12 protein-coding genes are annotated in these 14111 nt (G+C 65.7%); 4 read left to right on the top strand and 8 right to left on the bottom strand.

Going from position 1 to position 14111, the window contains the following annotated elements:
- Positions 1 to 352 precede the first annotated feature (352 nt).
- The gene (locus CQW49_RS09160; RefSeq protein WP_198586451.1) at positions 353 to 1600 is read left to right on the top strand and encodes an aspartyl protease family protein; all 1248 of its coding nucleotides are present in this window, start codon (positions 353 to 355) and stop codon (positions 1598 to 1600) included.
- 24 nt (positions 1601 to 1624) lie between these two features.
- Here CQW49_RS09160 and CQW49_RS09165 read toward each other — a convergent pair whose 3' ends face one another.
- From CQW49_RS09165 to CQW49_RS09175, 3 genes are all read right to left on the bottom strand, one after another.
- Complete coding sequence (locus CQW49_RS09165) at positions 1625 to 2806, bottom strand: PA0069 family radical SAM protein (RefSeq protein ID WP_004448149.1); 1182 nt, start codon at positions 2804 to 2806, stop codon at positions 1625 to 1627.
- A gap of 387 nt (positions 2807 to 3193) precedes the next feature.
- Entirely contained in the window at positions 3194 to 3919 is a 726-nt protein-coding gene (locus tag CQW49_RS09170) for a class I SAM-dependent methyltransferase (RefSeq protein ID WP_004448147.1), read from the bottom strand.
- Positions 3920 to 3927: 8 nt separating this feature from the next.
- The gene (locus CQW49_RS09175) at positions 3928 to 4659 is read right to left on the bottom strand and encodes a cytochrome c biogenesis CcdA family protein (RefSeq protein ID WP_004448145.1); all 732 of its coding nucleotides are present in this window, start codon (positions 4657 to 4659) and stop codon (positions 3928 to 3930) included.
- Positions 4660 to 4751: 92 nt separating this feature from the next.
- Here CQW49_RS09175 and CQW49_RS09180 point away from each other — a divergent pair, with 92 nt between their 5' ends.
- Both CQW49_RS09180 and phhA read left to right on the top strand, forming a co-directional pair.
- Positions 4752 to 6122 (top strand): tryptophanase, encoded by a 1371-nt coding sequence (locus CQW49_RS09180; RefSeq protein WP_004448143.1) that lies wholly within the window; start codon positions 4752 to 4754, stop codon positions 6120 to 6122.
- Between the two features lie 134 nt (positions 6123 to 6256).
- Positions 6257 to 7144, top strand: a complete 888-nt coding sequence (gene phhA, locus CQW49_RS09185; protein WP_004448142.1) for a phenylalanine 4-monooxygenase — start codon at positions 6257 to 6259, stop codon at positions 7142 to 7144.
- Here phhA and CQW49_RS09190 read toward each other — a convergent pair whose 3' ends face one another.
- From CQW49_RS09190 to CQW49_RS09205, 4 genes are all read right to left on the bottom strand, one after another.
- Complete coding sequence (locus tag CQW49_RS09190) at positions 7145 to 9019, bottom strand: glycosyltransferase family 4 protein (protein WP_004448139.1); 1875 nt, start codon at positions 9017 to 9019, stop codon at positions 7145 to 7147. It lies immediately after the preceding gene.
- A 26-nt stretch (positions 9020 to 9045) separates the two neighbouring features.
- Entirely contained in the window at positions 9046 to 10443 is a 1398-nt protein-coding gene (locus CQW49_RS09195; RefSeq protein ID WP_157926076.1) for a glycosyltransferase family 4 protein, read from the bottom strand.
- Positions 10444 to 10516: 73 nt separating this feature from the next.
- Positions 10517 to 11413 (bottom strand): PIG-L deacetylase family protein, encoded by an 897-nt coding sequence (locus CQW49_RS09200; RefSeq protein ID WP_004448134.1) that lies wholly within the window; start codon positions 11411 to 11413, stop codon positions 10517 to 10519.
- A 262-nt stretch (positions 11414 to 11675) separates the two neighbouring features.
- A complete protein-coding gene (locus tag CQW49_RS09205) occupies positions 11676 to 12053 on the bottom strand; it encodes a hypothetical protein (protein ID WP_004448132.1) in 378 nt (125 codons plus the stop codon).
- Positions 12054 to 12352: 299 nt separating this feature from the next.
- Here CQW49_RS09205 and bcsS point away from each other — a divergent pair, with 299 nt between their 5' ends.
- Positions 12353 to 13177 (top strand): cellulose biosynthesis protein BcsS, encoded by an 825-nt coding sequence (bcsS, locus tag CQW49_RS09210; RefSeq protein ID WP_157926077.1) that lies wholly within the window; start codon positions 12353 to 12355, stop codon positions 13175 to 13177.
- Positions 13178 to 13215: 38 nt separating this feature from the next.
- Here bcsS and CQW49_RS09215 read toward each other — a convergent pair whose 3' ends face one another.
- On the bottom strand, positions 13216 to 14082 hold the full coding sequence (locus CQW49_RS09215) for a hypothetical protein (RefSeq protein ID WP_004448127.1): 867 nt from the start codon (positions 14080 to 14082) through the stop codon (positions 13216 to 13218).
- Between the last annotated feature and the right edge of the window lie 29 nt (positions 14083 to 14111).

The following is a 14111-nucleotide window of genomic DNA, read 5'->3' on the forward strand; positions in this document are numbered from 1 at the left end:
GGAAAGAAACACAGATTCCTCAAGACGGCAATTCTGCCGGCGGCGGCTGGTCGCGAGCCGCCGCGGTCGTCCGCTTCAGTCGTGGCTCTTTGGTTCGGCCACGGACCAAAGGTCGGTTTCGGCGCTCTGTCGGGCTGTGATAAGCTAAAGTTCTAGTGGTTTGCTTCATCGAAACTGATGGGCCGCGAAAGCGAGCCTGAGGCTCGTTCTTTCTGCCCCGTCAAATCGAAAGAATCGCGCCAGAGCTTGCATCACGCGGCGGGTCCGGATGGCGAAAAATCGATTGTCATGCAGCGTTCTCGCAGGCGGCCCAACACTGCGGGCGGCGTCGGCTCTGCTCGGCGCTCTCGTTTTGCTCGGGCCTTTGGCTTCCGGCGCGGAAAAGAAAGCGGCGGATTTGCCTCCGCCACCCGGAACGCTCGCGCGGGAGCTCGAGCATTCAGGCGCCGGCGCTCCCCGCGCCGCCGTGAGCCCTGTGGGCGGCGATCCTGCGCTTGGGCGGCCGATCGAGATCCCCTTTGTCCTCGAGGGCGGCCACATAATCGTCGAGGCTTCGATCAACGGGGGCCCGTTGCTGCCCTTCCTTTTCGACACCGGCGCGGGGACGACGCTCACGGAGGATACGGCGCAGGGCCTGCGAACGTCGGCCAAGAGGAGCCTGCAAGTCGGTGGGGTGGGTCGGAAACGGTTATCGGCGAGAACGATTGAAGTGGATCGAATCACGATCGGCGCCGCGACCTTCGAGCACCATACCGTGACGGTCCACGACTTTCGCAACATCATTGTCGATCGCGGATCACGAGCGCGGCTGGCGGGCTTTATCGGCTCGGAGCTGCTCATGAGATTTGCTGTCACGATCGATTTCAAGCAGCGGCTCCTGACGTTTAACGCGCTTGGATTCCGGCCTCCGTCGTCGCAATTCGCATTGCCGCTCGGCATGTCGATCTCGCCCGAAGGGCTCAGCCTTCCGTCTGTGCAGGCGGAGGTGGACGGGGTCGCCGGCGAGTTCGTCCTCGACACCGGCTCGACCGGCGAAGTCTTCGTGTCGAGGGCTTTTCAGAGGTCGCGCGCATTCGGCGGCCGCGGCAAATCCTTTCGCTTCTTGGGCGCGGGCGGGATCGGCGGGCCGGCGCATGTTTCGCTCGGCTTTGGCGAGCGACTGCGCTTGGGTCCGCTTTCGCTGTCTCCGCCCATGATCATGGGCTCGATGGACGAGGCCGGCTTTGCCGTGCCGCCGAGCATCGCCGGACTCATCGGCTACGGCGTACTGAGGCTTTTTGTCGTGACCATCGATTATCAGGCCGGCCGTGTCTATTTCGAACGCATCGCCGGCCGAGAACTTCCGACGGCCTTTCGCAGCGCCGGGATGATGCTCGACAAGCCGGACCATGACGCATTCGAGATTCTCGACGTTCTCGCGGGTTCGGCTGCCGAACGCGCCGGGCTGCGGCGCGGCGACCTAATCGTCGAAGTCGGGGGCCGATCGGCGCGCGACCTCGGAATCAGCGATCTTTCCGTAAGGGACTCGGAGGAGACTCTACTGGTCACGACGAGCGACCGGCGCAGCTACGACCTGGCAATTGAGAAGCTCCTGCCCTGACGACGCCGCCACCAGCCGGCCGCCTCAAAACAGGCTGAGCTGCTCGGCCCCGCAGCGCGGCGCGCGGAACAGATCGGAGCGCAGACGCGTGTGGGAGAAGCCGAGCCGGGCCGCTGCGACCTCGAATCGGCGGCCGAGCATCCAGGCGTAGGGACCGTCCCCGGTCATGCGCTTGTCGAAGGAAGGGTCATAGAGCTTGCCGTCGCGCGCCGAGCGCACCAGCGACAGGACATGCCGGGCCTTGTCCGGAAAATGAGTGACCAGCCATTCGCTGAACACTTCCCTCAGCTCCAGCGGCAGGCGCAGCATCACATAGCCGGCCTCGCGCGCCCCGGCCGCATGGGCGCGGGTCAGAATCGTCTCGATCTCGGCGTCGTTGATCCCCGGAATGATCGGCGCGACCAGCACCGTGACGGGAATTCCGGCCGCGGACAGCGCCTCGATCGTCGCGAGACGGCGCTCCGGCGCGGCGGCGCGCGGCTCCATCGCCCGCGCCAGCGCCGGATCGAGCGTCGTCACCGAGATCGCCACTTTGACGAGCCCCTTGCGGGCCATGGGCGCGAGCAGATCGATGTCGCGCGTGACCAAAGAGGATTTGGTGACGATGCCGATCGGATGATCGGCGCGGCTCGCCACCTCCAGTAGCCCGCGGGTGATTCGATAGCGCTTCTCGACCGGCTGATAGGGATCGGTATTGGCGCCGATGGCGATGGTCTTGGGCGAATAGCCCGGCGCCGAGAGCTCGCGCTCCAGCAGCTGCGCCGCCCCCTCCTTGACGAAAATCTCGGTCTCGAAATCCAATCCGGAGGAGAGCCCCATATAGGCGTGGGTCGGCCGCGCATAGCAATAGACGCAGCCATGCTCGCAGCCGCGATAAGGGTTCACCGAACGGTCGAAGGAAATATCCGGCGAATCGTTGCGGGTGACGATCGTCCGCGCCCGCTCGACATGAATATTGGTGCGCAGCGCTTCGGGCTCATCGAACGTATTCCATCCGTCGTCGGAGGCGACGCGCTGCTCGCGCTCGAAACGTCCGCTCGGGTTCGAGAGAGCGCCGCGGCCCCGTCTGCGGGCCGGATCGACGATGGGCCGTTCCTCGGCGGAAAAATCCACGACCGCGCCGATCGCCGCGCGGCTGCGACGCGCCGCCCCGCGCCAATCGGCTCGTTCCGCCTTTTCGATCAGACGTTTTGCAGCGCTCGCCATCGCAACCTCCGTGCTCGCTCACGTCGGCGGCCCATGGTCGACGATGCGCCGGGAAGCGACGCTCGGCGCAAAACGACCATGGACCCGACGCGACAACGCTCGACTACTGAGGACTTTAGGGGACTTGTTTACGCGGGGACGGAACATACTCGGAACAAGAGAACGTATAAGGAACACGCCAGGCGTGGTCAAGCGTCCTCCGCGGCGGCGCGAAAATTTTCCACGCCGCGCGCGCCCGCGTCATTGTCCGGTCACGGGGGGCTCTTATGTCTGGAGATAGAGCAACCGATGGCGTCACGGCCACGGAGGCTCGAACGCCGGGCCGGAGGTACGTCCGGCGTTTTTCTTTTCAGCGTCGTTTTCGTTTCGGCGCCCTGCGATCGCCCCTCAGGGCTTGACCGCGGTCACCAGAGTGTCGACGCCTTCGCGATATTCGACGCTGACAGCGGTGAAGCCCAGCGCTTCCAGCCGCGCCAACGCCGGCGTCAGATACATGATGTGCTCGGGCGACTCGTCGCTGAAGAGATGCGCGATCCAATCCTCGAGCAGATCATAGCGGCCGAGGGCGCCGAGCTTGTCGAACCAGCTGCGCACCTCCGCTTGCGTTGAGGCGAGATGCGCCGCGCGATCGTCCATCGCGTAACGATCGCCGTTCAGCAGCAGGCCGCCCGACTTCAGCGCGCGAAACGCCGCCGCGAGCGCGTCATGACGGTAATCGTCGAGGAAATTATGAATGGCGTAGTTCGACGAGATCACGTCGAGGCTCGCCTCCGGCAGAGCGCGCAGGCTCGTCAGCGCGTCGACCTCGACGAAAGCGACGCGCCCGGCGTCGACATAGGCGGACAAATGCGAACGCGCCTGATCGAGCATTTTAGCGGCGCTGTCGATGGCGGTGAGATGGAGGTCCTCACGATAGGCGAGCAGCGGCAGCGTGCTCACGCCCGAGCCGCAGCCGATCTCCAGCGCCTCGAGCGCCTCGCCCTCGCGCCAGCCCGCGACCCGCTCGGCGACGCGGCGGGCCAGAACGGCGGCGTTGGGACAGATGAGCTCCAGCATCCGATATTCGGCGCCGATGGGGCCGGTGAAGAGATTTTCATCCAGGGGTCGGGACATGGGCGAGCTCAGCCGAATTGCGCGAGGCCGGGGAAGGTCTGCAGCAGCCAGAAGGACATATTCTGCATCGCTCCGGTCAGAAAGGCGAGGCCCGTGACGACGAGCAGCGCGCCGACAATTTTCTCGACCTTGCCGAAATGCCGCTTGAAGCGCTGCATGAAGCCCATGAACGGCCCCATCGCCGCCGCCGCGACGAGGAAGGGGAGTCCGAGGCCGGCCGAATAGACAGCGAGCAGAGCGGCGCCGCGCGCCACCGTCTCCTGCGAGCCGGCGACAGCGAGAATGGCGGCGAGGATCGGGCCGATGCACGGCGTCCAGCCGAAGGCGAAAGCGAGGCCCATTACATAAGCGCCGAGCCGGCCGACCGGGCGGCCGACCTCGAAGCGCTTCTCGCGATAGAGCAGGCCGATCTTGAACACGCCGAGAAAATGCAGCCCCATCAGAATAATCGCCAGCCCGGCGGCGATCGAGAGAATTTCGAGATTGGCGCGCAGGACTTTTCCGAACACGCTGGCGGTGGCGCCGAGCGCCACGAAGACGGTGGAAAAGCCGGCGACGAACAGCAGCGCGGCGATCAGCACGTCGCGCTTCGCCCGCGCCTTGCCCGCGATGGTCAACTCCTCGAGGCTCGCCCCGGCGATGAAGGTGAGATAGGGCGGCACCAGCGGCAGCACGCAGGGGGAGAGGAATGAGAGAACGCCCGCCGCGGCGGCGGCGGGAAAGGTGACGTCGGCCGCCATGGGAGCTCCTCGCTTCGCATGCGCCTTGTGCCACAGCCCGCACGCCGACGCAAAATCCGCCCTATCTCGAAGAGAGCGGCAAGGAGGAGATCATGCGCACGATCATCGAGCCGTTCCGCATCAAAATGACCGAGGCTCTGCCGATGACGACGCGGGCGCGGCGCGCCGAGCGTCTGGCTGCGGCGCATTACAACCTCTTCCTGCTCGACGCCGACGACGTGACCATCGATCTTCTGACCGACAGCGGCACGGGCGCCATGTCCGACCGCCAATGGGCGGCGATGATGCAGGGCGACGAGAGCTATGCCGGCAGCCGATCCTGGCGCCGGTTCGAGGCGACGGTGCGCGACATCACCGGTTTCACCCATATCTTCCCGACGCATCAGGGCCGCGCCGCCGAGCGCATCCTCGCCGCGACGCGGCTGAAGCCGAGCGACATCGTCCCCAACAACAGCCATTTCGACACGACGCGCGCCAATATCGAATATGTCGGCGGGCGCGCGATCGACCTGCCGTCGCCGAAGAGCCGCGACATTCATTCGGACGAGCGCTTCAAGGGCGATATGGATCTGGGGGCGCTGGCGCGGCTGATCGAGCGCGAGGGCGCAAGGGCCATCCCCTTCTGCATGATCACGGCGACCAACAACGCCGGCGGCGGGCAGCCGGTGTCGCTGCGCAACATGCGCGAGGCGAAGGCGCTGCTGGCGGCCCATGGAATCCCGCTCGTGCTCGACGCCTGCCGTTTCGCCGAGAACGCATATTTCATCCAGCAATGGGAGGAGGGCCAGGCGGAACGTCCGCTGCTCGACATAGCGCGCGAAATGTTCTCGCTCTGCGACGGCGCGACGATGAGCGCCAAAAAGGACGGGCTCGCCAATATCGGCGGCTTCCTCGCCTGCAATGACGATCGCTGGGCGGAGGAGTTTCGCAATCTGCTCATTCTCACCGAGGGCTTTCCCACCTATGGCGGCCTCGCCGGGCGCGATCTCGAGGCCATCGCCGTCGGGCTGATGGAAGCTCTGGAAGAGGAGTATCAGCGCTATCGCCACGCCACCGTCGATTATCTCGCCTCGCGGCTGATCGCGCGCGGCGTGCCGATCGTGCGGCCGGCCGGCGGACATGCGGTGTTTCTCGACGCCGCCGGCTTCTGCCCCCATCTTTCGCCAGCCGATTTCCCCGGCGTCGGCCTGGTCGACGCGCTCTATCTCGAGGGCGGCGTGCGCGGCGTCGAGCTCGGCAGCGTGATGTTCGGGCGCCGTGAAACGGATGGGACCGAGACGCCGGCGCCGCGCGAATTGGTGCGCCTCGCCTTTCCGCGCCGCGTCTACACGCAGAGCCATTTCGATTATGTGATCGAGACGATCGAGACGGTGTTCGCCGACCGCGCCGCGATTCCGCCCTATCGCATCCTGTGGCAGGCGCCGTTCCTGCGCCATTTCACCGCACGTTTCGCGCCGGGGTGACGCAGACGATCCCCGTCGTGAATGCAGCATGCGCGCTTGAAGGCGCGCCTTTCGCCCCGCTCGAGACAGCTCTGCGCTTTGCAAGAAGCCGATGCACGCCCTATCTCTCCTAAAAAGGACAGCTGGGGACAGCGATGCCGACCGATCACGACGCGACGCATCCGCCGAAGAACCGCTACGCCAATGCGCCCATGCGCGCCGATTGGACGATCGACCAGGATTGGTCGTCCTATAGCGCCGCCGAGCACGATCGCTGGAAGCGGCTTTCCGCGCGCCAGCTCGCGCTACTGCCGGGGCGCGCTTGCGACGACTATCTCGCGGCATTGGAGAAGCTGCAGCTGTCGCAGAGCGGCGTGCCGGATTTCGCCGAGCTGAGCGCGCGGCTCGCGCCTCTCACCGGCTGGAGCGTCGTCGCGGTCGCCGGTCTCGTGCCCGACGACGTCTTCTTCGATCATCTCGCCGAGCGGCGCTTTCCGGCCGGCGCCTTCATCCGACCCGAGGCCGAGCTCGACTATCTCGAGGAGCCCGACGTCTTTCACGACGTCTTCGGCCATGTCCCGCTGCTCGCCGATCCGATCTATGCGCGCTTTCTGCAAGCCTATGGCGAGGGCGGAAGGCGCGCGCTGGCCCGCGGACAATTGGCCGAGCTCGCCCGCCTCTATTGGTATACGGTCGAGTTCGGGCTCGTCTCGACGCCTGCGGGACTGCGCATCTTCGGCGCGGGAATTCTCTCGTCGCCGGCCGAGAGCGTATTCGCGCTCGAGGACACTTCCCCCAATCGCATCCGCTTCGATCTCGAACGCGTCATGCGCACGCGCTACATCATCGATGATTTCCAGCAGAGCTATTTCGTCGTCGACAGCTTTCAGAGCCTGCTCGACGCCTGCTACCAGGATTTCGGCCCGATCTATGATCGGCTGACCGCGCAGTCGACGCTGGAGCCGCATGAGATCGCCCCCGGCGATCGCATCGTCGCCCGTGGCGACTTTCACTATTTCCGCGCAAAGGCGAATGCGGCGTGATCATTCCGCCGGCGCGCGCTCTGCCTCATGCCGAGCGGCCATGACGTCCGCGTCGAGACGGAACATCTCGTGCAGACGCTCACTCAACGGGATAGCCAGGATCTCGATGCGGTGCAGGAATATCGCCAGCTCACGCGCGTCATACGACAAACCGGCCGCGCGCGGCGAAACGCACGTCTTGTGAACGAAGCGCAGCTCCAATATCCGACCGCTCTCCCGCCGACGAATGTCGACGCCGCGGCGCTCCCGGACCTGCGTGTCGAAGCGCCAGCTCGCGACGAGCGCGCCGCCGCAGAACACATCCGTCTCCTGCCGTCGCCCCTCCGGCGAGAAAGGCGTGAGATCGAATTGGAGACGCAGCCGGCGCATCGGGCGGCGCAAGCGCAGCCGAAGGATGGAAACCCCGCCGTCGTTCCAGACGCCGTCATCCTCGGCGACGTCCCAACCATCATGCGCCACGTTCCAACATTGCGCCGGATCGCCGAGCTCGATCTGCGAGCCGGGGGCGAAGCCATCGCGCAGATCGCGCCGCATCGCCCGCAGTCGCGCAATCTCCCGCCGCGCGCTCTCGTCTCCCCATTGCGCGAGCTTCGGCAAGCGCGGCGCACGTCCACGCAGCGATTGGCGCTCGCGGCTGCTCACGGCCTCGCGCGACGAAAGAAGAGCGCGTAGCGCAGAGAGCCGCCGCCCTCCCCGAGCGCGCGAAGCGGCGTTCGAGAGGATCGCCCGATATTCGTCGATCATGCGCGTTTCATCGAACAACTCGAGCGCGCGCAGCCGCGCGCAGCGGCCCATATCCTCCCGCGTGCGCGGATCAACGCGCAGCGCCGCCATGGCGTCGGCGAGCGCAGCGACACACTCGTCGCGCGCGAGAGACGGCGCCGGCAGCAGAATCCCCGACAGACGATCGAGCTGCTCGGGAACGCCGTCGACCGCCGTCGCGATCACTGCGCGCCCCTTCGCCATCGCCTCGATGATCGACAGCGGCATTCCTTCCGAATAGGAGGGCAGGACAAAAGCGTCGCAGGCTTCGAGCAGACTCGGCACATCGTCGCGCGCGCCGAGCGTCAGCACATGCTCGCCGAGCCGCTTCGACGCGATGGAGCGATGCAGCGCCTCCACGTCGCCGCCCCCGGCCAGCACGACACGCAGGCCCGACAATCGTCCTTGCTCGCGCAGCCGCTCCAACGCCTCGAGGCAGAGCGCCTGCCCTTTGCGCGGCTCTATGCGCGCGGCGCAGAGAAACGCGGTCTCGTCCTCGCGCAGGCCGAGCGACGCGCGTGCGCTCCGCCGCGTATCGGCGTCGCCGATCGCGAAATAGCGCGCCGGACGGCTGTTGAGGACGACATGTTTCGGCGTGTCGATACGAGGCAGCAGCGCTTCGAAACGACGACGGCTCGCCTGCGATACGAACACGATGGCCTGCGCCGCGCGCAGCGTCTCGATCGCTTTCCCGTGCAACTCGGCGTAGCGCCGCACGCACTCGTCGGTGAGCAAATTGATCGACACGACATAAGGAATGCCGCGCGCCGCGGCGACCTGCTTCAGCGCCGAGAACGACCAGATCTCGCCGCCTTCGACGAGCGCGATCACATCCGGATCGGCCGCGTCGAGCAGTCGCTGCGCGTCCTCGAAGGCGAAAGCGGAGCGCTGCGGATTGCGCTCGCTGGCGCGGTAATCGAACAGCGCGACGCCGTCGCGTCCCATTCTTTCGAGCGACGCCGCATTCTTCGCCTCGAAAGAACAGGCGAAGCGAAGATCGAAGCTCGCCGCGACGCCGGCGACGAGCTGCTCGGCGACGCGATAGGTTCCCCCCATATTGGCGTCGTCCGTGACGATCAGCAGCTTCGGTCGTGTGGCGCCATCCAGGGTCATAGCGGTCTCGCAGCAGAATGTCATGCTCACGACACGGCGCGCAGGGTGCGAGCGCGCTCGGCGCCGTCCTGTCCGACGGAGCCGGCGAGGCGCCATGCAAAAGAGCCGAATTGGTAATCTTCGTTACGGATGCGTGCGAATAATTCAGTCGCCGCCTCGCGCCAGCTCCGCCGCCGCGGCAGCGCGACGGGCGCCGGGCGCCGAACGCAAGCCTCGCGAATGCGCATCGACAGACTGGCGCTGTCGGTCACGTCGAAATAGACGGCCGCATCGCCGCCGACCTCGCGAAACACCGGAATATCGCTGGCGATCGATGGAAGGCCGAAATGCGCCGCCTCGATCAGCGGCAGGCCGAAGCCTTCGGCGACCGATGCGGCGACGAGGCGATGCGCATGGCGATAGAGATAAGCGAGGTCGGCGCCTCCTGCTCGATCGAACCAGAACAAGCGCCGGCCGAATTCGGGATGCGACAGAATGCGCCGCTCGAGCGCGCGCGTGTTCCAGCCGCGACGCCCGACGATCACATAACGCGCGTCGACCCCGCTCGACCAAGCGCGCTCGAAAGCGTCGAGCGCGATCGGATAGCCCTTCTTCGGCTCCAGCGTGCCGACGCTCAAGAAGAACGGAGTCGCGCTCGCGCAAATCGCGGCCGCCTCGAATGAGGCGCCGGCCTCGGTCTCGGCGTCGACATCGGCTCCCGGATGGCTCCATCCGATGCGCATCTCGGGATTGACGCTCGTTCCGTTCGCGATCGCATAGCCGAGAAACTCCTCCGCGGAGCTGCGCGACACGGCGATCAACGCGTCGCTCGCGATCGCCGCCGAATCGAACCAAGTGGAAAACGTCTCGACATTCTCCGGATGAAACAAACCCGGATAGAGCAGCGGATGAATGTCGTGCAGCACGAGCACATTGGAGCCGCCCCGGCGCGAGACATGCTCCATCGCCTTGCGGCAACCGCGCAGATCGTGCCAGCTCGCATCGGCCATGATGAATTTGTCGCCCGCCGCGAGCTCGACCCTGTCGCGACGCTTTCCCTCGGCGCAGGCATATAGCTCGCCGTCCTCCAGCACCACCGGCAGACCCGCGCCCGTCGCTGTCGATTCGGCGGCGAGACGACGCACCACGCGTTGAATGCCGCTGACGAAATCGCAGGCGATCGTATTGGTCATATCGATGAGCAGACGCTCGCCCGGCTGCGCCACGCGATGCTTGCGAATGTCGCCGCCCTGCGGCGGCGCAGCGTCGCGTCGAACGGGAGGCGCCGGACGTCCTCGGCGTGCGAGGCGCTCTTTGAAAGCTGCGAGCCGTCGCGAGAGGCAATTGTCGCGCTCGCGCTGCAATCCGGCGACGCTCGCCTCGAGTTCGCCGATCTCCTTGTGCAATTGGCAAGCGATGTACGAATTTATGGTGCGGGCGTTCATGACGGGCGCTTTCGTTGCGGCGCCGACGAGCCGGCGAATGGGCGTGCGGGCGCAGAAATCCCACGCGAGCAACTTACGCGAACGAAAACCATTTGCGCGGCGCGCGCTCGAGACCGATGCGCTGCAGCGCCGCGCGCGCCGCCGCGGGCCAATCGGATGCAGAGAACCCACAGTCGAATGTCGAATAGAATATCCGTCCGCCGTTCGGAAGCGCATGAAAATCATGCGCCTTGGCGCGACGGAAGCGCTCGGCCTCGCAGCCGAAGGCGCGCAGCGTCTCCGCCTGAGTCGAATGAGCGGCCATCATCGCCGCCTTCATGCGCCGATCGGGCGACGTCAGCTCGAGAACGACATCGTCCTCTCCGTCGCAGAAGCGCTGCGTCGCCAGAGACACGCCATCGTCCGCGAGATGATAGAAGGGCATTTCGATGATCTTTGGCCCGTGCGCGCCGAGCAGACGCGCGGCGGCCGCGACGCAAAAGGCGACACCGTCATGATCCGGATGCCCGCCTTCATACGCATGCGTGAGCACGACGCGAATGTCGAGACTCTCGAAAATCGAAGCGAGTCGACGCGCGATCGGCGCGAGCGACGCGCAGACGTCCTGATCGGCGACGCCGAGCGCAATGATGCGGCTGGCGTCGACGCCAGCCGCCGCGAGCGCGGCGCGCAGCTCCCGTGATCGCGCCGCGCCATATTCCACCGATGACGCGAAGCCGGCGCGCGCCGCGTCCACGCCGTTGCGCGGCGCGCCATCCGTGGCCAGGATGATCGATGCGCCTGCGAGTCGCGACAGGCTCGCGCCGCAGCCGATCGTCTCGTCGTCAGGATGCGCGATGACGATCGCGACCTCATGCGCGTCGATCTTCGCTGGGGACAGGGTTTCGGCGAGCTTGCGCAGAAGCCGGTCGGCGTCGCCCGCTCTGGGCTCCGGGTCGGTCGTCAGGACGGGCGCGGCGCAGCTCGGCATCGAAGATTGCTCCGAATCAATGTCTCCCCGCCGCGCGGCGCCTGCGCCGCCAGAGATGAGAAAAATAAATCTTAGTTAATATTCACGATCCAGCCGCAGGCAGAAATAAGGGAAACTCCGCAAGCCTCGGCAAATGCGAAAATCCCCTGGGGATAATAACAGCGCGCCTATCGCGAAGGAGCGAGACCCGCGATCCGAAGCTGCTCGTGATGAGCGTCGCCGCGAGGAGGCGGCGACGCGCTGTCGTCGCGAAGGCGCGCCGTCACAGCCCGCGCGGATTGCCGGCGGCGATGGTCGAATAGGACGTCTCGCCGTCCTGCGTCCAGCTGAGCCTCGCGCCGCTGAGGCCGACATGCGAGCAATCCCAGGCGCTCGCCTTGCCATTGTCCTCCTCATAGCTCACGCACATGCGGTTCTTGAAAATCTGCCAATTGCCTTTGTATCTGCCTTCGTGATTGACGCCGACGATATGTCCGTCGGGCGCGAAATATTCGACATAGGCCTGCCCCTTCTCTTCGCCGGAGACCGTGTTGCCGGCGAAGGCGCTTCTTATTTCCGCGTCATTCGCGAGAGGCTGCGCTCCGACCGCGCAGGGCGTGAGGATGATGCCGGCCAGGAGGGCGGCTAAGGCGATACGCATGAGATTTCTCCACGATTGCGATGATGCACGAATCGGCGCCGCAATCGCCTCGGGCGCCGGAACGAGGTCGCCGAAAACGGCTCGGCGTCGGCAGGGCGGCGTCGGTTCCTAGCTCCGACGCGCTTCGTCCTCGGTCGGCGGCGTCGAGACGAGCGCGCGCGAACGAAGATTCTGTACAAATACGCATGGTCCGCGCCGGTTTGTGCGGAGTGTCAAGAGCCTGCGCGGCGCGTATGCTCGGCTCTCGATGTGGCGTGTTCTTCAATCCAGTTTCGTTCGAGCCCTTCGGAGAGACCATCGTGAAGCGCATTTGCCGCGGGGCATTGCCGTTCTGCGCCTGCATGGCGAGCCTCGGCGTGAACGCCGCCGATTCCCTCCTGCCGCCGCCGCCTGCGCCGGCCATTCCCCCCACGATCGAGATCACCTCCTATTCGACGGCGACGACCCGACGCATCTGGGATCAATATCTCGAAGGCACTTTCGCACTGCAGAGCAATCTCGAGGAATCGGGATTTCGCACGCGCCTCGGCCTCGGCTTCGGACGCTATGATTATCCGATCGCCGGGGAGGATGCGGATGTTCCCTTCAGCGACGTCGGCCTTCCGGGGATCAGGGAATTCGGCAAGGTCTCGGGTCGCTATCAGGAAGGCGCCTTTCTCTTCGGCTATGAATTCGTCACCGATCGCTACTCCGTGCTCGCCCTCATCGGCGGCGGCGTGGTGCATCAGGGCCTGTCGCAGCCGGATCCGGAAAACCCGGCGCGCGGCACACGATGGGGATTCAATGTCGCGCTGCAGGTCGACGCCAATCCGACCGATCAGACCATGTTCTATGGCTATGGCGCCTATAGCACGGCGTTCCAGACCAGCTATGTCGACGTCAGGCCCGGCTATCTCATCTTCGAGCATTTCAATCTCGGCAGCTTCTTCTCGGCGACGAACATCTATGTCGGACCGCAGGGCGTGCTGGAGACCAACGCCCGCGATTACATGTGGAAAGCGGGCGCGCATCTGACGATCTCCGAAATGGGTCCGTTCCATACGACCATCGCCGGCGGCTACGCCTATGATCAATACAACAAGTCCGGGGCCTATGGCCTCATCGAGACATCCGTGCGCTTTTGATGAAGCGCGGCGCCACGAGGCGCCGCGCCTCGAGCGCGTCAGCCGCCGATGCGAATCGCCAGAACGGTCGCGATCAGCTCCGCGAGGAGCAACGCCACGATCACCACCTCGAGCCCATGGCCGATCAGCGCATGCGCGCGATCCTTCGAGGCGTTCCTCGCCTCGATGAGACGCGTGTTGGCGAGTTCGTAATGGTCGATCGCGAATTGAATCGGCTCGTCGATCAGATCGAGCCGATCGTGCTGCGCGGCGGCGAGCGAGAGCTCGGCGTAGAGCCGCTTGGAAGATTCGACCAGCCGCGGATCGAGCTGCTCCAGCGCGCGCTCGACGCGCAGGCGCGACATCTGCATGCGCGTCGCACGCTCCGTCATCTCATTCACATGCGTCTGACGACTCTGGTCGCGGCGGGCGACGTCATGGGTGAGCGCCGCATCGGCGTCGATCACACGCCAATTGGCGGCGATCGCCGTATCCAACGCGGACAGCTCGCGCTCGGTCGCGGTGAAGCGAATGATCGCGTCGATGGCGTCGTTCACCTGCTCGGGATTGGCGTAGAGCAGAACGCGGCTGTCATGCCAGAACACGCGCACCGTGCGAATTCCCGCGCGCACCGGAAAACGGCGCAACGCGGTCGCCGCGTCATCGAGCCAGCTTTCCGCCTCGCGCTCGACATTCAGCGGATAATTGGCGCCGGGCGGCATCCAGATGAGATCGAGCGATCCGTCCTCCGCCGGAGCGCCCTGCGCGAGCGTCTCCTGCGCCTCGATCGGCTTCAGGACGACGGCGACATTGCGCGGCTCGCGCACGGCAATCGTCTCCTCGCCCTCCTCGCGTCGGTCGAAGAACAGGCGCCAGGCGCGCGCCGCCACGACCTTCTGCTCCTTCTGCGTCAATGCGTTCCCCATGATGCAACTCCAATCTCGTCTCGTGGAAA

The sequence above is a fragment of the Methylosinus trichosporium OB3b genome (assembly GCF_002752655.1).
GTDB classification, from domain to species: Bacteria; Pseudomonadota; Alphaproteobacteria; order Rhizobiales; family Beijerinckiaceae; genus Methylosinus; species Methylosinus trichosporium.

What these genes read in the sequence shown, in the direction of transcription:
- CQW49_RS09215 (WP_004448127.1), bottom strand. Translation starts at nt 14,082, where the DNA reads ATGGGGAACGCATTGACGCAGAAGGAGCAGAAGGTCGTGGCGGCGCGC.
- CQW49_RS09170 (WP_004448147.1), bottom strand. Translation starts at nt 3,919, where the DNA reads ATGTCCCGACCCCTGGATGAAAATCTCTTCACCGGCCCCATCGGCGCC.
- phhA (WP_004448142.1), top strand. Translation starts at nt 6,257, where the DNA reads ATGCCGACCGATCACGACGCGACGCATCCGCCGAAGAACCGCTACGCC.
- CQW49_RS09195 (WP_157926076.1), bottom strand. Translation starts at nt 10,443, where the DNA reads ATGAACGCCCGCACCATAAATTCGTACATCGCTTGCCAATTGCACAAG.
- CQW49_RS09175 (WP_004448145.1), bottom strand. Translation starts at nt 4,659, where the DNA reads ATGGCGGCCGACGTCACCTTTCCCGCCGCCGCCGCGGCGGGCGTTCTC.
- CQW49_RS09205 (WP_004448132.1), bottom strand. Translation starts at nt 12,053, where the DNA reads ATGCGTATCGCCTTAGCCGCCCTCCTGGCCGGCATCATCCTCACGCCC.
- CQW49_RS09190 (WP_004448139.1), bottom strand. Translation starts at nt 9,019, where the DNA reads ATGACCCTGGATGGCGCCACACGACCGAAGCTGCTGATCGTCACGGAC.
- CQW49_RS09180 (WP_004448143.1), top strand. Translation starts at nt 4,752, where the DNA reads ATGCGCACGATCATCGAGCCGTTCCGCATCAAAATGACCGAGGCTCTG.
- CQW49_RS09200 (WP_004448134.1), bottom strand. Translation starts at nt 11,413, where the DNA reads ATGCCGAGCTGCGCCGCGCCCGTCCTGACGACCGACCCGGAGCCCAGA.
- CQW49_RS09165 (WP_004448149.1), bottom strand. Translation starts at nt 2,806, where the DNA reads ATGGCGAGCGCTGCAAAACGTCTGATCGAAAAGGCGGAACGAGCCGAT.